At 71.6% G+C, this 24,363-nt stretch carries 25 protein-coding genes; 14 read left to right on the top strand and 11 right to left on the bottom strand.

Translation table 11 applies throughout. The features are described from left to right. Position 1: 1 nt before the first annotated feature. Positions 2-862, bottom strand: coding sequence for a dihydropteroate synthase (folP, locus tag ABZ910_RS11195; protein ID WP_361361946.1), 861 nt, complete (start codon positions 860-862; stop codon positions 2-4). A 236-nt stretch (positions 863-1,098) separates the two neighbouring features. On the opposite strand from folP, the gene ABZ910_RS11190 reads away from it, so the two are divergent. Next, positions 1,099-1,449 carry a DivIVA domain-containing protein gene (locus tag ABZ910_RS11190; RefSeq protein WP_361361944.1) on the top strand — a complete coding sequence of 117 codons (351 nt, stop codon included), beginning with the start codon at positions 1,099-1,101 and terminating at the stop codon, positions 1,447-1,449. Further along, positions 1,446-2,039: a DNA-3-methyladenine glycosylase I gene (locus ABZ910_RS11185; protein WP_361361942.1), complete on the top strand. Its 594-nt coding sequence runs from the start codon at positions 1,446-1,448 to the stop codon at positions 2,037-2,039. The genes ABZ910_RS11190 and ABZ910_RS11185 overlap by 4 nt, the downstream gene beginning before the upstream one ends. 45 nt (positions 2,040-2,084) lie before the next feature. Here the strand turns inward: ABZ910_RS11185 and ABZ910_RS11180 are convergent, their stop codons facing one another. Next, on the bottom strand, positions 2,085-2,888 hold the full coding sequence (locus ABZ910_RS11180) for an enoyl-CoA hydratase-related protein (protein ID WP_361361940.1): 804 nt from the start codon (positions 2,886-2,888) through the stop codon (positions 2,085-2,087). Between the two features lie 384 nt (positions 2,889-3,272). Between ABZ910_RS11180 and ABZ910_RS11175 the strand changes: the two genes are divergently transcribed. Beyond that, entirely contained in the window at positions 3,273-3,440 is a 168-nt protein-coding gene (locus ABZ910_RS11175; RefSeq protein WP_018544333.1) for a DUF3117 domain-containing protein, read from the top strand. 94 nt (positions 3,441-3,534) lie between these two features. Here the strand turns inward: ABZ910_RS11175 and ABZ910_RS11170 are convergent, their stop codons facing one another. After that, positions 3,535-4,233 (bottom strand): O-methyltransferase, encoded by a 699-nt coding sequence (locus tag ABZ910_RS11170; protein WP_361362269.1) that lies wholly within the window; start codon positions 4,231-4,233, stop codon positions 3,535-3,537. Between the two features lie 234 nt (positions 4,234-4,467). On the opposite strand from ABZ910_RS11170, the gene sigE reads away from it, so the two are divergent. The 5 genes from sigE (at position 4,468) to ABZ910_RS11145 (ending at position 9,454) form a co-directional block, all read left to right on the top strand. Next, positions 4,468-5,190, top strand: a complete 723-nt coding sequence (gene sigE, locus ABZ910_RS11165; RefSeq protein ID WP_361362266.1) for an RNA polymerase sigma factor SigE — start codon at positions 4,468-4,470, stop codon at positions 5,188-5,190. Continuing rightward, a complete protein-coding gene (locus ABZ910_RS11160; RefSeq protein WP_361361938.1) occupies positions 5,187-6,173 on the top strand; it encodes an anti-sigma factor in 987 nt (328 codons plus the stop codon). The genes sigE and ABZ910_RS11160 overlap by 4 nt, the downstream gene beginning before the upstream one ends. 125 nt (positions 6,174-6,298) lie before the next feature. Next, positions 6,299-7,789, top strand: a complete 1,491-nt coding sequence (locus ABZ910_RS11155) for a trypsin-like peptidase domain-containing protein (protein WP_361361936.1) — start codon at positions 6,299-6,301, stop codon at positions 7,787-7,789. A gap of 251 nt (positions 7,790-8,040) precedes the next feature. Then, entirely contained in the window at positions 8,041-8,439 is a 399-nt protein-coding gene (locus tag ABZ910_RS11150; RefSeq protein ID WP_361361934.1) for a sec-independent translocase, read from the top strand. Between the two features lie 346 nt (positions 8,440-8,785). Then, the gene (locus tag ABZ910_RS11145) at positions 8,786-9,454 is read left to right on the top strand and encodes a hypothetical protein (protein WP_361361932.1); all 669 of its coding nucleotides are present in this window, start codon (positions 8,786-8,788) and stop codon (positions 9,452-9,454) included. Between the two features lie 121 nt (positions 9,455-9,575). Here the strand turns inward: ABZ910_RS11145 and ABZ910_RS11140 are convergent, their stop codons facing one another. From ABZ910_RS11140 to ABZ910_RS11130, 3 genes are read right to left on the bottom strand one after another with little or no spacing between them, the layout of a single operon-like run. Further along, positions 9,576-10,709, bottom strand: a complete 1,134-nt coding sequence (locus ABZ910_RS11140; protein WP_361361930.1) for an Mrp/NBP35 family ATP-binding protein — start codon at positions 10,707-10,709, stop codon at positions 9,576-9,578. 43 nt (positions 10,710-10,752) lie between these two features. Further along, positions 10,753-11,406, bottom strand: a complete 654-nt coding sequence (locus tag ABZ910_RS11135; RefSeq protein WP_361361928.1) for a DUF1003 domain-containing protein — start codon at positions 11,404-11,406, stop codon at positions 10,753-10,755. Beyond that, on the bottom strand, positions 11,396-12,703 hold the full coding sequence (locus ABZ910_RS11130; RefSeq protein ID WP_361361926.1) for a CBS domain-containing protein: 1,308 nt from the start codon (positions 12,701-12,703) through the stop codon (positions 11,396-11,398). Before ABZ910_RS11130 ends, ABZ910_RS11135 begins: the two co-directional genes overlap by 11 nt. A 353-nt stretch (positions 12,704-13,056) precedes the next feature. Between ABZ910_RS11130 and ABZ910_RS11125 the strand changes: the two genes are divergently transcribed. After that, positions 13,057-13,740 carry a hypothetical protein gene (locus tag ABZ910_RS11125; RefSeq protein ID WP_361362264.1) on the top strand — a complete coding sequence of 228 codons (684 nt, stop codon included), beginning with the start codon at positions 13,057-13,059 and terminating at the stop codon, positions 13,738-13,740. A 71-nt stretch (positions 13,741-13,811) separates the two neighbouring features. On the opposite strand, the gene ABZ910_RS11120 is transcribed toward ABZ910_RS11125, so the two are convergent. Continuing rightward, positions 13,812-14,336, bottom strand: a complete 525-nt coding sequence (locus tag ABZ910_RS11120; protein WP_361361924.1) for a hypothetical protein — start codon at positions 14,334-14,336, stop codon at positions 13,812-13,814. 41 nt (positions 14,337-14,377) lie between these two features. Then, positions 14,378-15,526, bottom strand: a complete 1,149-nt coding sequence (locus ABZ910_RS11115) for a magnesium and cobalt transport protein CorA (RefSeq protein WP_361361922.1) — start codon at positions 15,524-15,526, stop codon at positions 14,378-14,380. Between the two features lie 537 nt (positions 15,527-16,063). Between ABZ910_RS11115 and ABZ910_RS11110 the strand changes: the two genes are divergently transcribed. The 4 genes from ABZ910_RS11110 (at position 16,064) to ABZ910_RS11095 (ending at position 19,184) form a co-directional block, all read left to right on the top strand. After that, positions 16,064-16,648, top strand: coding sequence for a suppressor of fused domain protein (locus ABZ910_RS11110; RefSeq protein WP_361361920.1), 585 nt, complete (start codon positions 16,064-16,066; stop codon positions 16,646-16,648). Between the two features lie 208 nt (positions 16,649-16,856). Beyond that, a complete protein-coding gene (locus ABZ910_RS11105; RefSeq protein WP_361361918.1) occupies positions 16,857-17,498 on the top strand; it encodes a DUF6758 family protein in 642 nt (213 codons plus the stop codon). A 117-nt stretch (positions 17,499-17,615) separates the two neighbouring features. After that, positions 17,616-18,473 (top strand): PHP domain-containing protein, encoded by an 858-nt coding sequence (locus ABZ910_RS11100; protein WP_361361916.1) that lies wholly within the window; start codon positions 17,616-17,618, stop codon positions 18,471-18,473. A gap of 105 nt (positions 18,474-18,578) precedes the next feature. Beyond that, entirely contained in the window at positions 18,579-19,184 is a 606-nt protein-coding gene (locus ABZ910_RS11095; protein ID WP_361361914.1) for a MarC family protein, read from the top strand. 96 nt (positions 19,185-19,280) lie between these two features. Here the strand turns inward: ABZ910_RS11095 and ABZ910_RS11090 are convergent, their stop codons facing one another. Continuing rightward, positions 19,281-19,433, bottom strand: coding sequence for a hypothetical protein (locus ABZ910_RS11090; protein WP_361361912.1), 153 nt, complete (start codon positions 19,431-19,433; stop codon positions 19,281-19,283). Between the two features lie 193 nt (positions 19,434-19,626). Between ABZ910_RS11090 and ABZ910_RS11085 the strand changes: the two genes are divergently transcribed. Further along, positions 19,627-20,520, top strand: coding sequence for an NYN domain-containing protein (locus tag ABZ910_RS11085; protein ID WP_361361910.1), 894 nt, complete (start codon positions 19,627-19,629; stop codon positions 20,518-20,520). 12 nt (positions 20,521-20,532) lie between these two features. Here the strand turns inward: ABZ910_RS11085 and ABZ910_RS11080 are convergent, their stop codons facing one another. Then, on the bottom strand, positions 20,533-21,417 hold the full coding sequence (locus tag ABZ910_RS11080; protein ID WP_361361908.1) for an alpha/beta hydrolase: 885 nt from the start codon (positions 21,415-21,417) through the stop codon (positions 20,533-20,535). Positions 21,418-21,551: 134 nt separating this feature from the next. Beyond that, complete coding sequence (locus tag ABZ910_RS11075) at positions 21,552-23,930, bottom strand: DEAD/DEAH box helicase (protein ID WP_361361906.1); 2,379 nt, start codon at positions 23,928-23,930, stop codon at positions 21,552-21,554. Positions 23,931-24,363: the final 433 nt, after the last annotated feature.

Below are 24,363 nucleotides of genomic sequence, written 5' to 3'. Positions count from 1 at the left end.
GCTAGGCCAGTCCCCGGCGGGCCACCGCCGGGGGCCGGTGACCGGCGATCGACGCCACCATGTCCAGGACCTGGCGGGTTTCTGCCACCTCGTGCACGCGGTAGACCTGCGCGCCCAGCCACGCCGACACCGCGGTCGTCGCCAGCGTCCCGATCAGCCGCTCCTTCACGGGCCGGTCCAGCGTCTCCCCGACGAAGTCCTTGTTGGACAGGGACACCAGCACCGGCCAGCCGGTCGCCACCATCTCGTCCAGCCGCCGGGTCGCCTCCAGGCTGTGCCGCGTGTTCTTCCCGAAGTCGTGCCCGGGATCGATCAGCACCGACTCCCTCGGCACGCCCAGCGACACCGCCCGCTCGGCCAGTCCCACGGTCACGTCGAGGATGTCGGCCATGACGTCGTCGTACGTCGTCCGGTGCGGCCGCGTCCGCGGCTCCACGCCGCCCGCGTGCGTGCAGACGAGACCCACCTTGTAGCGGGCGGCGACCTCCGCGAGCCCGGGGTCCACCCCGCCCCACGCGTCGTTCAGCAGGTCGGCACCGGCCTCGCAGACGGCCTCGCCGACCTCGGCCCGCCAGGTGTCCACGCTGATGATCACGTCCGGGAACCGCCGCCGGACCTCGGCCACGAAGCCGACCGTCCGGCGCGCCTCCTCCTCGGCCGTGACCTCCTCGCCGGGCCCGGCCTTCACCCCGCCGATGTCGATGATCGCGGCTCCGTCGGCCACCGCCTGCTCCACGCGCGCCAGCGCCGGCTCGTCGCGGAAGGTGGCACCTTGGTCGTAGAAGGAGTCCGGGGTCCGGTTCACGATCGCCATGATCACCGGCTCGTGCGGCTCGAATTCCCGCTTGCCCAGCCTGAGCATCCCCTGTGACCTCTTCCTCTTGCGTCTCTTGCGTCCCGGCATACGTCGGGTCCCGTGTTCCGGATGCATCCGGTCCTACGTCCCGGCTTCGTCCGGTCCTACGTCCCGGCTTCGTCCGGTCCGGTGTCCCGACTACGTCCGGCCGCGACCCTGACTGTCAGCGTCGCATGGCACGATCGGAGCCTGACACATTCGACAATGAGCACAACGAGCACACCGAGCGTGGGGGCCCAGCGATGGTCATGTTCTTGTTCCTGGTCGTCGCGCTCGCCGTGGTGGTCGCCGCGGTGACGCTCGCCGTGGTGGGCGGCGGCGAGAGCGGTCCGCTGCCGGAGGCGGCGCCCGAGCGGCTGCACGACCCGCTGCCGCCGGACCGGCCGGTGGGCCGCGCGGACGTGGAGAGCCTCCGCTTTCCGCTCGCCGCGCGCGGCTACCGCATGGTGGACGTGGACGACGCCCTCGGCCGTCTCGCCGCGGAACTCGCCGAGCGCGACGCCCGTATCGCCGACCTGGAGACGGCCCTGGCCGGCGCCCGGTCCGGCAGGCGCGGTCCGCTGGACAAGCCCGGACAGGAGGACGAGCAGTGAGCGACCGAGGCGCCCTGGCCGGGCCGGACGGCGCGCTGCGCTGCCCCTGGGCCCTGTCCACCGAGGACTACGTGGCGTACCACGACGAGGAGTGGGGCCGCCCGGTCCACGGCGACGACGCCCTCTTCGAGCGGCTCAGCCTGGAGGCCTTCCAGTCGGGCCTGTCCTGGATCACGATCCTGCGCCGCCGCCCGGGCTTCCGTACCGCCTTCGCCGACTTCCAGATCGCCAAGGTCGCGGCCTTCACCGACGAGGACCGCGAGCGGCTCCTCGGCGACCCCGGCATCATCCGCAACCGCGCGAAGATCGACGCGACGCTCGGCAACGCGCGCGTGCTCACCGAGTGGTCCCCGGGCGAACTGGACGGTCTGATCTGGTCGTACGCCCCCGATCAGGACCGCCGCCCCGCCCCGCGGACGCTCGAGGACGTCCCGGCGGTCACGGACGAGTCGACGGCCCTGTCGAAGGCATTGAAGAAGCGCGGCCTGCGTTTCGTCGGGCCGACGACGGCCTACGCGCTGATGCAGGCGTGCGGCCTGGTCGACGACCACCTGGCCGACTGCGTCGCACGGGGGCGCCCGGCCGGCTGAGCGCCGGCCGGGGCCGTGCCCCGGGCGTCAGCGGCCCCGGTCACGTCAGCGGCCGAGGTACTTCGGCTTCTCCTTGTTGACGAAGGCCTGCACCGCGATCGCGTGGTCCTCGGACCGGCCCGCGCGCGTCTGCAGCTCGTCCTCCTTCTCCAGCGTCTCGTCGAGGGAGTGCGTGAGCCCGTACGCCACCGACTCCTTCAGCGCCGCGTACGCCACGGTCGGTCCCGCGGCGAGCTTCCGGGCGATCTTCTCGGCCTCCGCCCGCAGCTCACCGGCGGGCACGACGCGCTGGGCGATCCCGAGGTCGTACGCCTCCTGGGCGCTGATGTTGCGCGGGAAGAGCAGCAGGTCGGCGGCGCGCGCCGGCCCGATGGCCCGCGGCAGCGTCCACGAGATCCCGGAGTCGGCGGTCAGGGCCACCCCGGCGAACGACGTGTTGAAGGACGCCGTGTCCGCCACCACCCGGAAGTCCGCCGCGAGGGCGAAGCCGAAGCCCGCCCCGGCCGCGACGCCGTTCACCGCGGCGACGACCGGCTTCGGCGCCCCGGCGAGGGCCCGGGCGATCGGGTTGTAGTGCTCGCTCACGGTGCTCATCGTCTGTCCCGATCCCGACTCGCGGTCGGCGGCCAGCAGTCCGATGTGCTCCTTGAGGTCCTGGCCCACGCAGAACGCCCGGTCCCCGGCCGCGGTCAGCAGCACCGCCCGTACGGCGTCGTCGTCGGCCGCGGTCCGGGCCGCGTCCCGGAGGGCGACCTTGGTCGCGACGTTCAGCGCGTTCATCGCCTCGGGGCGGTTCAGCGTGATCGTCGCGAGCCCGTCGCTCACCTCGTAGAGCACGGTGTCGGCCATGGCACGTTCCCTCCGGTCTCACGGGTCCGACGTACCGGCCGGTACGTCGATGTCTGAAGGACAGCATGGCGGAGATCGCCGTACATGGGCCGAGGCGGACATGTGACCTGCGTCAAAGAAATTTCGGCCCGATCAGGTCGGTGGGTGTCGATGAGTGACGATGCGGCGACGCAGTATCGCAGCCACTTCGCCGAATTGAGTGGTTTTGCTCGCGCGCGTTGCGCAAGCGATGCCGACTGATGTTGGTCATCGGGTCCTGAGATGCGGGATAATGGCTTGGAAGCAATGTGTTCGACGCCGGTGTCGCGTGTCCCTTACGGGCCGCGCCCGCCCTTCCCGGGGCCGTCGGCTGACAATGAGCTGGTTTCAGGAAGGGGAACGAGCATGGCGGCCATGAAGCCGCGGACGGGTGACGGCCCGCTCGAGGTGACCAAGGAGGGGCGGGGCATCGTCATGCGCGTTCCGCTCGAAGGCGGCGGTCGGCTCGTCGTCGAGCTGACCCCTGACGAGGCCGAGGCGCTGGGCGACGCGCTCAAGAAGGTCGTCGTCTGACGCACAAGCGACCATAGCCTTTTCGGCTGCCCCGGCACCCTGCGGTGCTGGGGCAGCCGCGTTCTCAGGGGGATTCCCGCCGTGGCTCCGCTGGTCAGAGCTTCACGGCGCACAGCAGCCCGTCGCCCACCGGCAGCAGCGACGGCAGCAGCTCCTCGCTCTCCCGCACCGTCCGCAGCAGCTCCCGCACCCGCAGCACCTCGGTGGGCTGCGGTCCCGAGTCCACGGTGCGGCCGTTGGTGAAGACGCCCTCGAAGACCACCAGACCGCCCCGCCGCAGCAGGCGCAACGATTCAGCTAGGTAGTCGAGGTACTCCAGCCGGTCGCCGTCGCAGAAGACGAGGTCGTAGCCGGCGTCCGCGAGCCGGGGCAGCACGTCCAGTGCGCGGCCCGGGATGAAGCGGGCCCGGTTGCTGGCGAAGCCGCAGGCGCGGAAGGCCTGCCGGGCGAACTGCTGGTGCTCCGGTTCGGGATCCACCGTGGTCAGCACGCCGTCCGGGCGCATGCCGCACAGCAGATGGAGCCCGGACACCCCGCAGCCGGTACCGATCTCCGCCACCGCCTTCGCGTCCACGGTGGCGGCGAGCAACCGCAGCGCAGCGCCCGTGCTGGGCGTCACCGAGCGCAGCCCCGCGTCGCGGGCCCGGTCACGGGCCCACAGCAGCGCTTCGTCCTCGGCGACAAAGGCGTCGGCGAACGCCCAGCTCGTCTGCCGGTTGCCGGTAATGGCCCTCTCCTGTCCCCGTGGTTGCCTGGGCGTGACTGTATCCGTTGGCTGTGGGAACTCGCTGATGGGACCGGGCGTTTAAAGGGTTGAGTGAGAGGTGCGGGACTCGACGGGGGGTAAGAGGTGGACAAGGATGTCGAGCAAGTGCTGACGCAGCCGCATGAGCCCTGTCAGCCCAGATCAAATTCTCGTAAAACCGCTTATCCGGAGCTAACGGGCGAGGTGGCTATGGTAGGGGCTCCGCTGGACACCACCAGAGCCGACAGGGGAGGTGCGGCTGCGCCTGTGGATCGCGGAGGAGTGCTACGGCGCTTTCTCGGATCGGCGGGCAGGCCGAAATCCGTGAACGACACCGCTGCTGACCACAGCCACGCCACCGGTTCCGCCGCGGGCGAGGCCCAGACCGCGACCTTCGCCACCAACACGGACGGCCAGGCATGGACTCCGCCCACCTGGGACGAGATCGTCAGCACGCACAGCGGCCGTGTCTACCGCCTGGCCTACCGCCTCACGGGCAACCAGCACGACGCCGAGGACCTCACCCAGGAGGTCTTCGTCCGGGTCTTCCGCTCCCTGTCCACGTACACGCCGGGCACCTTCGAGGGCTGGCTGCACCGCATCACCACGAACCTCTTCCTGGACATGGTCCGGCGCAAGCAGCGCATCCGCTTCGACGCCCTCGGCGACGACGCGGCGGAGCGGCTGCCCAGCCGTGAGCCCACCCCGCAGCAGGTCCTCAACGACGCGCACTTCGACGCCGACGTCCAGCAGGCCCTCGACACCCTCGCGCCGGAGTTCCGCGCCGCGGTCGTCCTGTGCGACATCGAGGGGCTGTCGTACGAGGAGATCGCCACGACCCTCGGCGTGAAGCTCGGCACGGTCCGCTCGCGTATCCACCGCGGCCGCTCCCAGCTCCGCAAGGCCCTTGCCCACCGTTCGCCGCAGGCGCGGGCCGCCGAGCGGCGTTCCCGCTCCTTCGTGCCGCGCGTTCCCGTCCTGGGAGGAGGGGGCGCGCCCGCGTGAGTGGATCATGGCCGAAACCTGCGGAGGGACGCTTCGCAGAACAGCACCTCGGAGACCGTCTCTCCGCCCTGGTGGACGGAGAGCTCGGTCATGACTCGCGCGAGCGCGTCCTCGCCCATCTCGCCACCTGCGCCCGGTGCAAGGCGGAGGCGGACGCCCAGCGCCGACTGAAGAACGTCTTCGCGGAGGCGGCACCCCCACCGCCCTCCGAGAGCTTTCTGGCCCGTCTCCAGGGGCTTCCCGGCGGTGACCCGGGCGGCGGCGGTTCGCGGCTCGGCGGGGGCGGACTCCCCGGCCGCCTTTCCGGGCCTGCCTCCGACGCCGGCGTCTTCGGCGTGGGCCGCGAAGACCGGTTCGAGTTCGGCTATGTCCCCGTCGGCCCTCACGCCCCGTCCCCGTCCGCGGACCGAGGCTTCCGTATCCACCCCGTCGGCCGCCCGGACGCCGACCGGTCCGCCTCGCGCGGGATGCGGTTCGCATTCGTCGCCGCGGGCGCGGTGTCGCTGGCCGCGGTCGCCCTGGGCGGTGTGACCTCGGGCTTCCCCGGTGGCACGACCGTGGACGCCCGCGGCGGCTCGGGCACGGAGAGCAACATGACGCCGGCTCGTTCGGCAGGTACGGCAGGTACGGCAGGCATCGCCGGTACGGCGGGTACGGGTGGGGCGAGCCCGCCCGAGTCCGCGCGCCGCCGCCCGGCGGGGCCGCTGCTCGTGCAGGGCACGTCGCCCGGTGCGAGCCCGGTGGCCCCGATCATGGCCTCCGCGCCCCTGCTGCCCGGGGCGTCGTCCGCCGTCACCGGGCAGGACCCCGACGTCCTGCACACCCTGACCACGCCGGTGGTGGCCGGCGCGGCCGTCATGTCCCCGTTGATACGTCCGCTCGACGCCTCGCCGATCACCCTGACCTCCTGGGCCACCGCGCCCGAGGTCGCCACCCCCGGCCTGCTCGCCGCATCCCTCGCCGACCCGTCCGCCACGCCCTGACAGGTTCCGCTCCCTGACAGGCTCTGCGCGGCTGTGGGCGAACCTGGTTGAATCCAGGGTGGGCCGTGCCCGCCACGGAGTGCCGTGCGCGGAGTCGACGTTCCGCGGCCGGCTGTGGGGAGAGCATGAGCAAGGGCGTGGTGTCTGACGACTCCCAGGGGGAGCTCAAGCCGAGTTCGGACGGCGACGTCGGGCTGAGCACGGAGGGCGACTTCGAGCTGGAGCGGCCCTCCGGGGAGTCTGTTGTCCCGGCGCCTGCGGGCGCACCCGCGGCTGTGTCCGGGGCGGCGGCGGAGGCGACCGGCGCAGCACCGGAGGCGACCCGCGCGGCCCCGGCCCCGGTCGACGCGGCCCCGGAGACGCCCCCCGCGCCACCGGAAACGACCGTCGCCCCGCCTCCCGACCCTTGGCACCGCTACGACCCCTGGGCCGCCCCGGCTGCCGCCGTCCCCCTCCAGCAGAACGGTGCCGTCGTGCTCAGCGACGAGCAGCGGCGCAGGCGGGCTCGGAAGGCTCTTGTCGGGGGTGCTCTGGCGCTGGTTCTGGCCTCCGGGGGCGCGGGCGGTGTGATGGGCGCCTATCTCGATCGCAACGGTGGTGTGGGGGACATACAGCTGCCGCAGGCGGGCCGCGAGGCCACCGGGCGGCCCGCGGACAGCGTGGCCGGGATCGCGGCCCGGGCGCTGCCCAGCGTCGTCACGCTGCACGTGAGCGGTGACAGCGGACAGGGCACCGGCACCGGCTTCGTCCTCGACGCGCGCGGCGACATCCTCACCAACAACCACGTCGTCGAGCCGGCCGGCTCGGGCGGCGAGGTGACCGTGACGTTCAGCGGCGGCCAGAGCGTCAAGGCCGAGGTCGTCGGCCGGGACAGCGGCTACGACCTCGCCGTCGTCCGGGTCCGCCACGTACACGGGCTCACACCGCTGCCCCTCGGCAACTCCGACAACGTCCGGGTCGGCGACCCCGTCGTCGCCATCGGCGCCCCCTTCGACCTCGCCAACACCGTCACCTCCGGCATCGTCAGCGCCAAGGAGCGGCCCGTCACCGCGGGCGGCGAGGGCACGGAGGGCGGCAGCGGCAGCGACGTGTCGTACGTGGACGCGCTGCAGACCGACGCGCCCATAAACCCGGGCAACTCCGGGGGACCGCTGCTCGACTCGAAGGCCCGTGTCGTCGGCATCAACTCCGCCATCCGCTCCGCCGACAACGCCTCCGACCCGGAGGGCGGCCAGGCCGGCTCCATAGGCCTCGGCTTCGCGATTCCCGTCAACCAGGCCAAGCGCGTCGCCGAGGAGCTGATCAACAAGGGCAGGGCGACCCACCCGGTCATCGGCGTCACCCTCGACATGGGGTACACCGGGGACGGCGCCCGCATCGCCACCAAGGGCGGCGCCGGGGGCCCCGCGATCACCACGGGAGGCCCGGGAGATCTGGCCGGGCTGGAAGCGGGCGATGTCATCGCGGCGGCCGACGGGCAGCGCGTCCACTCCGGCGAGGAACTGATAGCCAGGACCCGGGCCCACCGTCCCGGCGAGCGCCTGCTGTTGGCCGTCGAGCGCGACGGCCGCAAGAAACAGGTCACGTTGGTGCTCGGCTCGTCCGACCGCGGCTGACGGGGCCGACGCGGCCGACGCGGCCGACGGGAACCGCCCGTCGCTGGCCGGAAACTCACAGGTCAGGGCCCCGCCCATGGCCCCACATGGCAAATATCCCGGAAAACCGGCCCACCGTACCCACTCGGACAGCTCGGGACGGTACCGGTCGGACAGGTGTGCCGGGTACCGTGGACCCGGCCCGGACCACGGAAGCCCCGCACCGTAGACCGCGGAGGGGCCGAGGCCGAGGACATCGCAAGGAGCTTCAGGTGTTCAATGACATAGGACCGCTCGAGCTGGTGACGATCATCGTGCTCGCCGTGCTCGTCTTCGGTCCCGACAAGCTCCCCAAGGTCATCCAGGACGCCATGCGGACGATCCGGAAGATCCGCGAGTTCTCGGAGAGCGCCAAGCACGACATTCGCGAGGAACTCGGCCCGGGGTTCAAGGACTTCGAGTTCGAGGACCTCAACCCCAAGACGTTCATCCGCAAGCAGATGGACAGCGACGAGCTGGGGATCAAGGAGATCCGCAACGGCTTCGACCTGAAGAAGGAGATGGCCGAGGCCACTGACCCGGGCTCCTCCGGCCGCCGCGTCGACATGACCAAGAAGCCCGAGGATCCGGGCAAGGACGAGCGCCCGCCCTTCGACGCGGAGGCCACCTGAGCGTCGTAGCCGCCCCCGCGGGGACGTGGCGCGTTCCCGTCGGTACGTAACGCGTTCCCGCAGGGGCGTCTACGCGTTCTCGCACGGGCGTGGCGCGTTTCCGTCGCCACGTGGCGTGTTGTGATCGGACATGACAGCGTTTTACGTCGGACGTGACGCGTTTCATACGGCGCGCGGGGCGCGCACGGCGTGAAACCGGCCGTATGGACGCCGCACGCGCCGGGCGTTTTCCCTGCCGCTCCGACTGGGGTGGCTATGCTGCCGAGTTGTTGTGCGGACCGGACGAGAACGCCCGAAGGGGGGCGGGCCGTCCCGGTCCGACGAGAGCGAGGAGGCGTCCGGGCACATGGAGACGACAAGTGGGGCGGTCGCGCAGGCGTCCGGTGCGCAGGGCGGACAGCAGTTCCCCTCGGCCCGGCGCACGGTCGACGGCTACCTGCTGGCGCCCTTCCCTTGGTACGGCCTCGACGAGGCCTTCACGGGGCCGCGCTGGTTGATGCAGGTCGGTGTGACGGCCGACGGCGCCGTCGAGCACGGTTCGACCGGGCACGGCGACGAACCGTCCGTACGCAACGAGCACACGGCGTCCGCGACCGACCCCCGCGAGAAGTTCGCGGTCGTCGTCACCGTGGCCGCACATCCCGTACGGCGCAGCGCCGACGGCACGGGGCTGATGGAGGCCACGTCGGTGTCCTCGGCGGCCTGGCTGGCCGGTGTGGGGCTGCTGACCTTCACCTGGCCCGGGCAGATGGACCACACGCTGCGGGACGACTGGCTGGAGCAGCAGACGGAGACGGCCTGGATCCTGGCCGACGATCTCTCCGGCCCGGCCTGGTCGACGCTCTCCCTGCCGGTCGACGGCGTGCCGACGCCCTTCCACTACCGCGAGTCCGAGTTCGGCTGGGTCCTCGCCGGGTCGACGCAGGAAGGGGCGCACCTGGGCGCGTACGGCAGGGGGATGAGCGCGTACGGCCTCGCGTTCTCGATGATCAAGGACATCAACACGTACGAGTGAGGCTTTTACGCGACGACGCGTGACGACGCGTGCTGACGCATGACGAAGGGGCGCCGCTCACCAGCGGCGCCCCTTCGTCATACGGCCTTGTGTCCTGGAAGTTCCAGAACTCTTCTCAGCCCTAGAACTTGTTCTTCGGGGTGATCCCGAGCGACAGCCCCGACAGGCCGCGCTGGCGTCCGCCGAGCTTGCCCGCGATCGCCCGCAGGGCAGAGCCCGCCGGGGAGTCCGGGTCGGTCAGGACGATCGGCTTGCCCTCGTCGCCGCCCTCGCGCAGGCGGACGTCGATGGGGATGGAGCCGAGGACCGGGACCGTCGTACCCGTGGTGCGGCTCAGCCCCTCGGCGACCAACTGGCCGCCGCCCGTGCCGAAGACGTCGACCATCTCGTCGCAGTGGGGGCAGGGGAGCCCCGACATGTTCTCCACGACGCCCACGATCTTCTGGTGCGTCTGGACGGCGATCGAACCGGCCCGCTCGGCCACCTCGGCGGCCGCCTGCTGAGGCGTCGTCACGACCAGGATCTCGGCGTTGGGGATCAGCTGGGCCACGGAGATGGCGATGTCGCCGGTCCCGGGCGGCAGGTCCAGGAGCAGGACGTCCAGGTCGCCCCACCACACGTCCGCCAGGAACTGCTGGAGCGCGCGGTGCAGCATCGGGCCGCGCCACACGACCGGGGCGTTGCCCGGGGTGAACATGCCGATGGAGATGACCTTCACGCCATTGGCCGAAGGGGGCATGATCATGTTCTCGACCTGCGTCGGCCGGCCGTCGGCGCCGAGCATGCGCGGCACGCTGTGGCCGTAGATGTCGGCGTCGACGACACCGACCTTCAGACCGTCGGCCGCCATCGCCGCCGCGAGATTCACCGTCACGGAGGACTTGCCGACGCCGCCCTTGCCGGAGGCGACCGCGTACACACGGGTGAGACTGCCCGGCTTGGCGAAGGGCACCTCGCGCTCGGCCTGGCCGCCGCGCAGGGCGTTCGCCAGCTCCTTGCGCTGCTCGTCGCTCATCACGTCGAGCGTGACGTCGACGCGGGTGACGCCGTCGACGCGGGAGACCGCCTCGGTCACCCGCTGCGTGATGGTCTCGCGCATCGGACAGCCGGAGACCGTCAGATACACGGTGACCGCGACCGCACCGTCCTCGCCGATCTCCACCGATTTGACCATCCCGAGTTCGGTGATGGGGCGGTTGATCTCGGGGTCGTTCACCGTCGCCAGTGCCTCGCGCACCGCGTCTTCCGTAGCCATAGGACGATGGTACGGCGCTCGGTGGGGGCCTTCGTAAGACCTGTCAGCGGTCGTCTGCGTCACGTCCGGGCGGGCGGTCCGGCCGTTGTGGCCGTTCGGAGCGTCCGGACCGCTCCGTGCGCTCCGGGTGCTCCGGCCGTTCCGCGGGGAAGGGGGCGTGCCCGTCGTGGCGCCGCTTCTCCTCCACCTCCTTGACCAGATCCTGCAGCTCGGAGCGGATCCAGTCCCGGGTCGCCACCTCGCCCAGGCCCATGCGCAGGGAGGCGATCTCGCGGGTCAGGTACTCGGTGTCGGCGATCGACCGCTCGTTCTGCTTGCGGTCCTGTTCGAGGTTGACCCGGTCGCGGTCGTCCTGCCGGTTCTGCGCGAGCAGGATCAACGGGGCCGCGTAGGAGGCCTGCAGGGACAGGGCCAGCGTCAGGAAGATGAACGGGAACTCGTCGAAGCGCAGGCGCCCCGGTACGGCGACGTTCCACACCACCCACACGATGATCACGACCGTCATCCAGACGAGGAACCGCCCGGTGCCGATGAAGCGCGCGATCTTTTCCGACAACCGACCGAAGGCCTCCGGGTCGAATTCGGGCACGATCCGGCGCCGCGGGGGGCGTGGCTGGTCGAGCCGGGCGCGCGGGCGCGGTGCGGCGGTGGCGCCCGTGGGCGTGCGCTCGCGGGTGCTCTCGCGCTCAGGAGCCATGCGTGCTCGCCCCCTCGCCCGCCCCGCCGGCCGGCTCCTCGTCGAGGTGGTACTCCGTCTCCCGCCAGTCCTCGGGCAGCATGTGGTCCAGTACGTCGTCCACGGTCACCGCGCCCAGCAGCGAGCCGGACTCGTCGACGACGGGCCCCGCGACCATGTCGTATGCGGCGAAGAACCCGGCGATGACGGGCAGCGCGGCGTCGGGGGCGAGCGTCTGGAGCTCGTCGTCGATCAGCGAGCTGACCAGGGTGTACGGCGGGTCGCGCAGCAGGCGCTGGAAGTGGACGGTGCCCAGGTACTTGCCGGTCGGGGTCTCGTCGGGCGGTCGGCAGACGTACACCTGGGCGGCGAGGGCGGGGGACAGGTCGGGGTCCCGGATGAGGGCGAGGGCGTCGGCGACGGTGGCGTCGGGCCGCAGCACGATGGGCTCGGTGGTCATCAGGCCGCCGGCTGTGTGCTCCTCGTACTGCATCAGGCGCCGCATGTCCGCCGCGTCGTCGGGCTCCATCAGGCTCAGCAGCCGCTCCTTGTCGGCCTCCGGGAGCTCGGCGAGCAGGTCGGCCGCGTCGTCCGGGTCCATGGCCTCCAGGACGTCCGCCGCGCGCTCCTCCTTCAGCTTGCCGAGGATCTCGATCTGGTCGTCCTCGGGCAGCTCCTCCAGGACGTCGGCGAGGCGGTCGTCGTCGAGGGCCGCGGCGACCTCGGCGCGGCGCTTGGCGGAGAGGTGGTGCAGCACGTTGGCGAGGTCGGCGGGGCGCAGCTGCTCGAAGGTGGCGAGCAGGCTCTCGGCGCCCTGCCCGTGCTCCTCCAGGGAGAACCCGGCGACGTCCGACCACTCCACGGTGAGCGTCTCGCCCTTGGCCCGTCGGAAGGCGCCCCCCTTCCTGCCCTTCCGTACGAAGACGCGGTCGACCTCCCAGTCCCGGCGGGCCGGCAGCTGCTGCATGGACAGGTCCAGGACGGTGACCTCCTCGTCGGTCTCGACGAGCTTGACGCGCCGGTCGAGCAGTTCCCCGAAGACGAGGCGTTCGGTGGGCCGCTGCTCGAAGCGGCGCACGTTGAGCACACCGGTGCTGATGACCTGGCCGGACTCGATGCCGGTCACGCGGGTCATGGGCAGGAAGATGCGGCGCCGGGTGGGCAGTTCGACGACCAGGCCGAGCACCCGCGGGGGCCGCCGCCCGACACGCAGCATGACGACCACGTCCCGTACACGGCCCACCAGATCGCCGTTCGGATCGAAGACGGGGACACCGGCGAGGTGCGAGACGAAGATCCGGGGAGCGCCGGCTGCCATGGCTCTCCTTCCTTTACGGCCTCTTGCGACCGTTTGCGACCCTTTGCGACCTCTTGCGACGCCCTTCATGTCCGAAGTGCGGCTGTCTTCACATCCGAAGTGCTGCGGATCGCGCTCCTTTTCCGAATTGCCCGCTCAATGGGCTTCAGGCTAGCCCGTCCTGATCGGGCACGCCCTGGTGAGCGGTCCGGACGGACTGGCTCCGAACGGCCGCTGCGCCCCCGGTACGCTGCGTACGCTGCTCAGGACCCGTCAGAAAGGCAGCCCCGCCCGTGACTGTGACTTCCCAGGGCTCTGTGGTTTTGCAGGGCCGAACCCGCCGGGCCGCGCCGCTGGCCGCGACGTGCGCTCTGGTGGTGACGGGAACGGCGGTGCTCGCGGGATGCGGGGGCGACGGGGACCCGGACGCCGGCACCAACGGCGTGGGCAAGCTGGCCGCGGACAAGATCCAGGCGAAGACCGTCGCGGCGGCGGACGCGGCCGGTGCGGTGCGGCTGTCGGGGACCGTGGTGGCCAGCGGGCGCTCGTACGCGCTCGACGTGCGCCTGAAGTCCGACGGCGGGACGGGCTCGGTCACCTCGAAGGGGACGACCTTCCGGATGCTGCGGATCGGGAAGGAGCTCTATCTGAAGGCCGACGCGGGCTTCTGGCACAAGGCGGACGGCGGGGGCGCGGCGGCCGCGGACAAGCTGGGCGGCAAGTACGTGAAGGTGCCGCAGGGCGACCCCGTGTACAAGAAGTTCAGCGTCTTCACGGACAAGGGCGTGCTCCTCGGCAGCCTTCTGTCCTTGCACGGCAAGCCGGCCAAGGACGGCTACCACGAGCAGGCCGGCACCCGCACCGTCCGCGTCACCGGCGACCAGGGTTCCGGCGGCACCCTCGACGTCTCCCTGGAGGGCAAGCCGTATCCGCTCCGCCTGGTCCGCGGCGGCGGCGCGGGGACGCTCAGCTTCTCCGAATGGGGCAAGGACTTCGCCCTCACGGAGCCCGCGAAGAACGACACCGTGGACTACGGCGGCCAGCTGCCGTCGTCGTAGGAGGCCTTAGGGGCGGCGGGCGTCGGCCGGGGCCCGGTCCGCGCGCGGAGCGGCCTACGAGGTGAGGCGCCCTACTTCCTCTTGTTCCTCTTGCGCCGCTTCAGGAGCAGCCGCGGCAGGCCCGCGGGGATCGGCCGGCGCGTCGTCGCCGGGGTCGGCATCGGGGGCTCGGCGAGGGAACCGTCGGGCAGCGGAGTCGTCCGGCCCGTCGGCACCAGGCGGAGCACCCGGCACTCGCGCGCCCAGCGCTCGGTCATGGCCTCGCCGTCGGACGCGTTGAGGCGCTTGCCCTTCAGCTCGGCCACCGTCGCCTCCCACTCGGGGGAGCCCGGTGCCAGTTCGGCCACCGTCGCCGTCCAGTCGACCAGCCGGCCGCCCTTGTCCTTGCTGCGGACGACCACCTCGGCCGAGCCGCCGTCGGCCAGTCCGGTCAGCGGCTGCTCCCCGGGCCCGTCGCCGACCACGCAGGCCGCGCCCTCGTGCCAGGCGTGCCACAGCACCCGAGGGGCGGGCACCCCGGCGCCCTTGACCCAGATGAGGCCGGACTTCTTGGTGGCCTCCTCGACGAGGGCCTGGTCGAGCAGCTCGCTTGTCATGCGCCCAGCCTATCCAGCCGCCGAGCCGCCCCGGCGGCTGCTCACAGCCAGCCGTTGCGCTTCAGGGTGCGGTGGATGCCGAGACAGAGGGCCACCGTGATGCCCATGATCACCGGGTAGCCGTACTTCCAGTGCAGCTCGGGCATGTACTTGAAGTTCATGCCGTACACGCCGCACACCATCGTCGGCACGGCGATGATCGCGGCCCAGGCCGTGATCTTGCGCATGTCCTCGTTCTGCGCGACCGACGCCTGGGCGAGGTTGGCCTGGAGGATGGAGTTCAGCAGCTCGTCGAAGCCGACCACGTGCTCGTGCACGCGGGAGAGGTGGTCGGCGACGTCCCGGAAGTACTTCTGGATGTCGGGGTCGACCAGCCGCATCGGCCGCTCGCTCAGCAGCTGCATGGGGCGCAGCAGCGGCGACACCGCACGCTTGAACTCCAGCACCTCACGCTTGAGTTGGTAGATCCGCGCCGAGTCCACACCGCGGGAGACCCCGCCCTTGCGGCCCGGCGAGAAGACCTCCGTCTCCACCTCGTCGATGTCGTCCTGCACCGCGTCCGCGACCGCGATGTAGCCGTCGACGACATGGTCGGCGATGGCGTGCAGCACGGCCGAGGGGCCCTTGGCGAGCAGCTCGGGGTCGTCCTGCAGCCGGTGCCGCAGCGCCCTGAGCGAGCCCTGGCCGCCGTGCCGGACGGTGATGAAGAAGTCCCGCCCGGTGAAGCACATGACCTCACCGGTCTCCACGACCTCGCTGTTGGCGGTGAGCCGGTCGTGCTCGACGTAGTGGATGGTCTTGAAGACGGTGAAGAGCGAGTCGTCGTACCGCTCCAGCTTCGGGCGCTGGTGCGCCTGCACCGCGTCCTCCACGGCCAGCGGGTGCAGCCCGAACTCGCTTGCGATACCGGAGAATTCGGCCTCGGTCGGCTCGTGCAGCCCGATCCACACGAACCCCCCGTCGCGGCGCACCAGCCGCATCGCCTCCTGCGGGGTCAGCGGACCCTCGCTCTCGACGCGGACGCCCTCGCGGTACACGGCGCAGTCGACGACGGCGGAGGGGGTCGAGGGGTCGCGGGTGCTGTCGTAGGCGCCGGTGTCCATGCGCAGGACGTCCGTGCGCCGGGCGTCCTTGCGCAGCGACGGACGGGACGGACGGACCACGGCGCGCAGGTCGCGGATCATCGACATGGCAGGCTCCTTCGCAACGAGCAGCGAGGCACGCAAGGGCCGCTACGACGGTTGGAACTACCCGGAATGAGGACGTCCTGACTGCGGATGTTTGGCACGTCCACAAAGCGGGGAGCACCGCACCGTCGCGGTGTTGAGCTTCGCTGCTGATTCGGCAACTGATGCAGATCGGATGACCCAGGCCGGACGCATCGGACTGGTCAGGCGATCGGGCAGATCAGACGATCAGGTAAAACGAAACGAAGTGCTCTTCCGTGTGGCGGCAGGAGCGCGCACGATTGCGAGAGGTGGCAGCCAGGCAGAACGAGCCGGAGCAGCTACATCAACGGCCGGAAGAGCGGATGGTACTGCACGGTCGACTTCGATCCATCGCAGCCCCACCTCCTCCGGCCGGTCCCTCGTAAGGGAGATTCGTCGGTACCGGGACTCGACTGCATCGCTTCTGCGTGCCGCCCCGAACCACCGGCTCAGAGTACCAGCCGCCCGAAGTGTCAAGGTGCCGCTTTGCCTTCAGCTGACGAGTTCTATGCTCACGGCATGGTTGATGTCCTCCCTCTGGTCGAGGCCCGGCTGAGCACCGCGCTGGGCGAACCGGACGCGCGCGCCGCGGTCACCTTCCTCGGTACGGACCGCATCGAGGTGCTCCGTTTCCAGGAGGGTGACGTCGTCCGCTACGCCACGCTCGGCATGTCCGCGCACCCCATGGCCGACCCCACGGCGGTGCTCGCCGACCCCGTCAAGGGGCCCCGCGCCGAGCTGGTCCTCTCGGTCCGCGCCGGCCTCGCCGACACCGACAAGGCGCTCCGCCCGCTCGCCGTGCTCGCCGCGTCTCCGCAGGTGGAAGGCCTGGTGGTGACCCCCGGCGCCTCCCTCGACCTGGGCGAGTCGCTGTGGCCCGGGGCCCCCTTCACCTCGGTCCTGGTCGCCGAGCCGGGCGGCCTGGTCGAGGACCTGGAACTGGAGGAGCCCCTGGAGCCGGTGCGCTTCCTGCCGCTGCTCCCGATGACGCCGAACGAGGCCGCCTGGAAGCGCGTCCACGGCGCCCAGGCCCTCCAGGAGCGCTGGCTGACGAACGGCACCGACCTGCGCGATCCCGCCCGCCGCTCCGTCCCGCTCGACTGAACCGGGAGTGGCGGATCTCACCAACACCGTTCGGAAGGCGGCCAGTTGGAGGCGGTGGTGACCGCCTCGACGCCGTGTCCCGGGTCCCCTCCCTCGGGCCTCCCACGCCGCCGATGCACGGGCTGTCCCATTCCTCCTGGTCGGTGTTTCCGCCCGGACGGGTGATCGTCCTTGACGTGGCGCAGCGGGGGTAGGACCGTGGGGCCCTATGAGGGGCGAACCCAGTTGCCCGAAGTGTGGTGGCCGGGTCAGGGCTCCCGGACTCTTCGCCGATTCCTGGCAGTGCGATGTGCACGGGACGGTGCATCCGTTGCAGCCTGTGATCCCGCCCAGCGTCGAGGCGCTCAGTGTCGTGGTGCATCGCACGCAGGTCCCGGTGTGGATGCCGTGGCCGCTGCCGGTCGGCTGGCTGTTCACGGGTGTGGCCATCGCGGGCGACGACCGCAGCGGCGGCCGCGCGACGGCGGTGGCCTGCTCGGGCCCCGGCCCGCTCGGCGGGGTGGGCGAGCTGATCCTGGTCGCCGAGGAGCTCGGCGTCGGCCTCGGCGCCCGCTACGCCGGCATCGACGGCCCGGACCCGGGGCCGTATCTGAACGTCGAGAAGCCGCCCCAGGCCAAGGTCCTGGCCGCCGGACGCCCGACCCCGCTGTGGCACGTCTCCGGCGCCCCCGACGACCGCGCCGTCTTCGCGGGCGAGGCGCTCGGACTGTGGCTGTGGGCGGTGGTGTGGCCCGAGCAGACCGGGCTGCTGATGTACGACGAGCTGGTGCTGACGGACCTGCGGGACGTCGGCGCCGAGGTCGACCTCGTGCCGTGTGGAGCGCTGTCACCGCGGCTGCTGAAGCCGTGACGTCGTGCGGGCCAGGTGTAGGGGGCGCATCCCGGCTGCGGGTGTGACACCGGAGTGCGGGAATCCCGCTATCCTTAGGTGTCCTCATCCGACCCGTCACCGCCTGGAGCCCGCGTCGTGCGCATCGATCTGCACTGCCACTCCACGGCCTCCGACGGTACGGACACCCCGGCCGAGCTGGTGCGTCACGCCGCCGCGGCCGGTCTGGACGTCGTCGCGCTGACCGACCACGACACCACTCGCGGGTACGCCGCTGCCACCGCCGCGCTGCCCGAGGGGCTCACCCTCGTCACCGGCGCCGAGCTGTCCTGCCGGGTCGACGGCGTCTCCATGCATCTGCTGGCGTACCTCTTCGATCCCGAGGAGCCCGCACTGCTCGCCGAGCGCGAGCTGGTCCGGGACGACCGGGTGCCGCGCGCCCAGGCCATGATCGCCAAGCTGAACGGGTTGGGCGTGCCGGTCACCTGGGAGCAGGTGGAGCGGATCGCCGGCGGCGGATCGGTCGGGCGTCCGCACGTCGCCTCCGCGCTCGTCGAGCTCGGCGTCGTGGCGACCGTGAGCGACGCCTTCACCGACGAGTGGCTCGCCGACGGCGGCCGGGCCTTCGTGGAGAAGCACGAGACCGACCCCTTCGAGGCGATCCGGCTGGTCAAGAGTGCGGGCGGCGTCACCGTCTTCGCGCACCCGGCCGCCGCCAAGCGCGGCCGCACGGTGCCGGAGTCCACGATCGCCGAGCTGGCCGCGGCCGGCCTGGACGGCATCGAGGTCGACCACATGGACCACGACACCGACACCCGGGCCCGGCTGCGCGGGCTGGCGAAGGAGCTGGGGCTGCTGACCACGGGGTCCTCGGACTACCACGGCAGCCGGAAGGCCGTCGCGCTCGGCGAGTACACCACCGACCCCGAGGTGTACGGGGAGATCGTCCGGCGGGCGACCGGGGCGTTCCCGGTGCCCGGGACCGGCGGAGCCTGAGGCCCACCGCCGCCTTACCCGCGCAAAGCCGTTTCCTCGGCTTTCTCCCGTTCTTCTGCTTTCTCCTGATTCGTCCGTCTCCTCCGCAAGGCCTGCGCTCCACCCATGTTCGATGTCGCCGTCTTCGGCTCCCTGTTCCTGACCCTCTTCGTCATCATGGATCCCCCCGGGATCACCCCGATCTTCCTCGCGCTCACCGCGGGGCGTCCCGCCAAGGTGCAGAGGCGGATGGCGTTCCAGGCCGTCTGCGTGGCCGGAGGCGTGATCGTCGTCTTCGGGCTGCTCGGTCACCAGATCCTGGACTACCTGCACGTCTCCGTCCCCGCGCTGATGATCGCGGGCGGCCTGCTGCTCCTGCTGATCGCGCTCGACCTGCTCACCGGCAAGACGGACGAGCCCCAGCAGACGAAGGACGTCAACGTCGCCCTCGTACCGCTGGGCATGCCGCTGCTGGCCGGTCCCGGCGCCATCGTGTCGGTCATCCTGGCCGTGCAGAAGGCCCACAGCGTCGCCACGCAGGTCTCGGTGTGGGCCGCGATCCTCGCGATCCATGTCGTGCTGTGGGCGACGATGCGCTACTCGCTGCTGATCATCCGGGTCATCAAGGACGGCGGCGTGGTCCTCGTGACGCGGCTCGCGGGCATGATGCTCTCCGCGATCGCGGTGCAGCAGATCATCAACGGCGTCCTGCAGGTGATCAAGGGCGCGTGAGGCGGCCGCCCGCCCCGCGCGAGAGCCCCGTACAGCGCAGAGCCCCCGTACGACATCGATGTCGTACGGGGGCTCTGAAGGCTGTTACGTCAAGTGTTACGAGACCGTGGTCTCGGCCGGTCGAATCCACAGTCGCTGCCCGATGGCGGCGGCCTGCTGAACGATCCGGTTGACGGAGGCGGCGTCTACGACGGTGCTGTCCACGGTAGTCCCGTTGATCTCGTCGAGGCGCATGATTTCGAAGCGCAAGGCTTCTCCCTTCGTCTGGTCATCCTCCTGAGGAGAACTACTGGCATACACCCTCTACAACGGACTGCCCGAGTCAAACATTCCCTACGCTAAGGAAATTTTTCGAACAGCTAAGTACTGCCCGGTAGTGACGGTTGCGGGACCGACCGGGACCGGTTGGCTCCGCAGCGTGACCACCCGGACAATGGAGGCGATGAATGACGACCTCGCCGCACTCCAGGCCCGTATCGACCGCACCAACGAGCTGCTCCAGCGCATGCTCGCCGAAGTGGCCAAGACCCCCTCGACCCACGCGATCTTCGTCGACGCGGGGTACCTGTACGCGGCCGCGGGCCGGCTGGTCACCGGGACGGAGGATCGCCGCGCCTTCGACCTCGACGCGGAGGGCCTGATCGAGTCGCTCATCGACCGCGCCCGCACGATCTTCGCGGACAGCAGGCTGCTGCGGGTCTACTGGTACGACGGCGCACGGCGCCGGATCCACACCGCCGAGCAGCAGTCCATCGCGGAACTCCCCGACGTGAAGGTCCGCCTCGGCAACCTCAACGCCAACAACCAGCAGAAGGGCGTCGACTCACTGATCCGCAGCGACCTGGAGTCCCTGGCCCGCCACCGCGCCATCAGCGACGTGGCGCTCGTCGGCGGCGACGAGGACCTGGTGCCGGCGGTGGAGGCGGCGCAGGGGTACGGCGCCCGGGTCCACCTCTGGGGCATCGAGGCGCCCGAGGGGCGCAACCAGGCCGAGCCCCTGCTCTGGGAGGTCGACAGCCAGCGCACCTTCGACCTCGACTTCTTCAAGCCGTACGTCTCCCGGCGCACCGCGCCCGCCTACGAGTGCACGACCGGCCGGCCGACGCGCGAGGACGTCCGCTTCGTCGGCGCCCGGATCGCGGCGAAGTGGCTGTCCTCCCGCGGCCGGGACGCCCTGGTGGAACTGCTCCCCGGCCACCCCTACCTGCCCGGCCCGGTCGACCAGGACCTGCTCGTCGAGGCCGAGGGCCTGCTGCAGTACTCCTTGCGCGGCCAGGCGGACCTGCGCCGCGCGCTGCGGGACGGCTTCTGGGAGCACCTGCAGACCCAGTACTGAATTCCGAGCCTGCTACTGAGCCTGTTCCTCGGCCCCGTCCCAGAAGTCCGCTAGCGCGCGGGCGGTGGGGAGCGGCTGGTCGGTGTTGGGGGAGTGCTCGGCGCCGTCCACGACCGTCCGGCGGGCCCTGAGCCGTACGGCCATCTCGTCGAGGAGCGTCACCGGCCAGGTGTCGTCGAGCGCGCCCGACAGGACGTGGAACGGCAGGCTCAGCGCGGCGAGTTCGCCGACGCGGTCGGGCTCGACGCACAACTGGCGGCCGGTGGCGAGGAGTTGGGCCGGCCGGGTGGCGATCCAGCGCCGCCGCAGATCCTCCCGGTCGTCCAGCCCGCCGTCGAGCCGGGCCGTCTCGGTCTCCTCCGGTGCCTCCATGGCGCGCATCGCGACCCACACGTCGGCCATCGACATCGTGCCGAGCGCGTCCCGTAGCAGCTTCACGCGCTGCTGCTGGGAGACGGAGATGTGCGCCGGACCCGAGGCCATGAGGGTGAGCGAGCGGAACGGGGCGTGGTCGAGCAGGACGGCCGCGCGGGAGATCTGACCGCCCAGAGAGTGCCCGAGGAGGTGGACGGGCGTGTCGAGAGCCTCCGCCTGCGCGAGGACGTCCCGAGCCAACTCGGCCTGTGCGTAAGCGGATTCGTCGTTCTCCGGGCCGCCGGTCTCGTACTGCCCGCGCCCGTCCACGGCGACGGTGCGGTACCCGCGCTGCGCCAACGGCACGTGCAGCGGGTTGAAGTCCTCCTTGCTCCCGGTGAACCCGGGCAGCAGCAGGGCGACCCCCTTGGGCTCGACACCGGCGGCCACGGGGGCGTCGACGACGGCGAACTCACCGCGTGCCGTCCGCAGGGAGTAGGCGCGGGCGCCGGGGGGCGGGACGAAGGACGCAGGCCTGCTCATGTGCAGAGGTTATCCGGCGCGCGGGAGAAGGACAGGGGAAGGGCGGATGCGTGCGTGCGGAAACGCCGACGGCCCGGACCCACGCGAAGTGGGCCGGGCCGTCGGGCTGTTCCGGGCCTGTTCCGGGCGCGGGATCAGGCCTCCGTCGCCTCCGCGGCGGCCGTGGCCTTGCGCGTCCGGCGAGCCTTGGGCTTGGCCTCGGCACCGTCGCCGGTGGCCTCGACAGCCTCGACAGCCTCGGCGGCCTTGCGCGTACGGCGACGCGGCTTGGCCTCCGGCTCCTCGGCGGCCTGCGCCGGAATCCCGGCGGTCACCGTCTCGGCGGCGGCCGTGGCCTTGCGCGTCCGGCGGGCCTTGGGCTTGGTCTCGGCACCGTCGACCGCGTCCACAGCGGCTTCGGCGCCGGTGGCGGCAGCCTTGCGCGTGCGCCTCGGCTTGACCTCGGCGGCCTCGGCCGCGTCCACGGTGGCTTCGGCGGCGGCCGCGGTCTTGCGGGTGCGGCGGCGGAGCTTGGCTTCCGTGGCCTCGGGCGCGTCCGCGGCGGTCGTGGTCGCCTTGCGCGTGCGCTTCGGCTTGACCTCGGCGGCCTCGGCCGTGTCGACCGCGGCCTCGGCGGTGGCCGTGGCCTTGCGCGTCCGGCGGGCCTTGGGCTTGGCCTCGGCACCGTCGACCGCGTCCACGACCGCTTCGGCGGCGCCGACCACGGCCTCGGCAGCCTCGGCGGCGGCCGCGGTCTTGCGGGTGCGGCGCGGCTTCGTCGCGGGGGCGGCCTCGTCGGTGCCCTCGGTCTCGGCCGTGGCGACGGCGGTCTCGGACGCCTGCGTGGCCGTGCGGGTGCGGCGGCGCGGCTGCGCCTCCGCGACCGGCTCGGTCACCGGAGCCTCGGTCTCGACCGCGGGCGCGGCCTCGGCCTGCGTCACCGACGGCTCCGCCGACTTGCGGGTGCGACGGCGGCGCGGCTTCTCGGGGGTGTCGAGCGCGGCCGGGCCCTCCGCCGTCTCCACGGCGGCCTCCGCCGGCTCGGTCACCGTCGTGACGGCCACCGGCTCTGCCTGCGCACCGCCACGCGTGCGCCGACGGCGACGCGGGGTACGGGGCGCCGTGGCCTCCTCCGCGGGGGCGGCCTCGACGGCCGGCGACGCGGTGTCGACCGGAGCCGTATCGGGCGCGGAGTCCAGCGGGGACCCGCCCCGCGTACGGCGGCGGCGACGCGGCGTACGCTCACGCTCGGCGGAACGGGACTCGTTGCGGGAGTCGGCGCGGGAGTCTCCACGACCACCGCGGTCCCCGCGGCCACCCCGGCCACCGCGACCGCGGCCGCCGGTCTCGCCCAGGTCCTCCAGCTCCTCCGCGGCCAGCCCGGCGCGCGTGCGCTCCGAGCGGGGCAGGACGCCCTTGGTGCCCTCGGGGATGCCGAGGTCGGTGAAGAGGTGCGGGGAGGAGGAGTACGTCTCCACCGGCTCGGGGAAGCCCAGCTCCAGCGCCTTGTTGATCAGCTGCCAGCGCGGGATGTCGTCCCAGTCGACGAACGTGATCGCCGTGCCCTTGGCGCCCGCGCGGCCCGTACGGCCGATGCGGTGCAGGTACGTCTTCTCGTCCTCGGGGGACTGGTAGTTGATGACGTGGGTCACGCCCTCGACGTCGATGCCGCGCGCGGCGACGTCGGTGCAGACGAGGACGTCGACCTTGCCGTTGCGGAAGGCGCGCAGCGCCTGCTCGCGGGCGCCCTGGCCGAGGTCGCCGTGGACCGCGCCGGAGGCGAAGCCGCGGCGCTGGAGCTGCTCGGCGATGTCGGCGGCCGTGCGCTTCGTACGGCAGAAGATCATCGCGAGCCCGCGGCCGTCGGCCTGCAGAATGCGCGCGACCATCTCGGGCTTGTCCATGTTGTGCGCGCGGTAGACGAACTGCGTGATGTTCGCGACGGTCGCGCCCTCGTCGTCCGGCGCCGTGGCGCGGATGTGCGTGGGCTGCGACATGTAGCGGCGGGCCAGGCCGATGACCGCGCCCGGCATGGTCGCCGAGAACAGCATGGTCTGGCGCTTGGCCGGAAGCATGCCGATGATCTTCTCGACGTCGGGCAGGAAGCCCAGGTCGAGCATCTCGTCGGCCTCGTCGAGCACCAGGCACTTGACGCGGGAGAGGTCGAGCTTCTTCTGGCCCGCGAGGTCGAGCAGACGGCCCGGGGTGCCGACGATCACGTCGACGCCCTTCTGCAGGGCCTCGACCTGGGGCTCGTAGGCCCGGCCGCCGTAGATCGCGATGACGCGCACGTTGCGCACCTTGCCCGCGGTCAGCAGGTCGTTCGTGACCTGCTGGCACAGCTCACGCGTGGGGACGACGATGAGCGCCTGCGGGGCGTCGGTGAGGTCCTCGGGGCGGGCGCGGCCGGCCTCGACGTCGGCGGGGACGGTCACGCGCTCGAGGAGCGGGAGGCCGAAGCCGAGGGTCTTGCCCGTGCCGGTCTTGGCCTGGCCGATGACGTCCGTGCCCGAGAGGGCGACGGGGAGCGTCATCTCCTGGATGGGGAAGGGGTTGATGATGCCGACGGCCTCCAGGGCCTCGGCGGTCTCGGGAAGGATTCCGAGTTCTCGAAACGTCGTAGTCAGGGTGCTGCCTCTTCTGTGTGTGCGGCGCGAGGCGAGCGCGGGGGTCGTGTCAGACCGTGCCGGGACGTCGGCTGCCTTACAGCGAACCGCTGGGGCAAGCCGTAGGACACGGGACCTCTGCCGACGCTCTAGCGCTCGAACCGCTGAGGGTCCCTCCGGTGGGCGTACGCGCAGTGCCGTACGGCCGGGAGGGCTGTCGGGTCGGAGCCGATCGGGCCACCGACCGGGCATCCTCATGCGTGCGACCTGTCGGAAGACGTCGAAAAGCATCGACGCACTCAGCAGGCGCATTACCACCATACCTCGGATTCGCGCACTCGCGATGGCCGATTTGGTCACG

This window comes from Streptomyces sp. NPDC046805 (assembly GCF_040645355.1).
In the GTDB taxonomy this organism is placed as follows: Bacteria; Actinomycetota; Actinomycetes; order Streptomycetales; family Streptomycetaceae; genus Streptomyces.
This window is presented reverse-complemented; position numbering and strand designations above follow the sequence as displayed.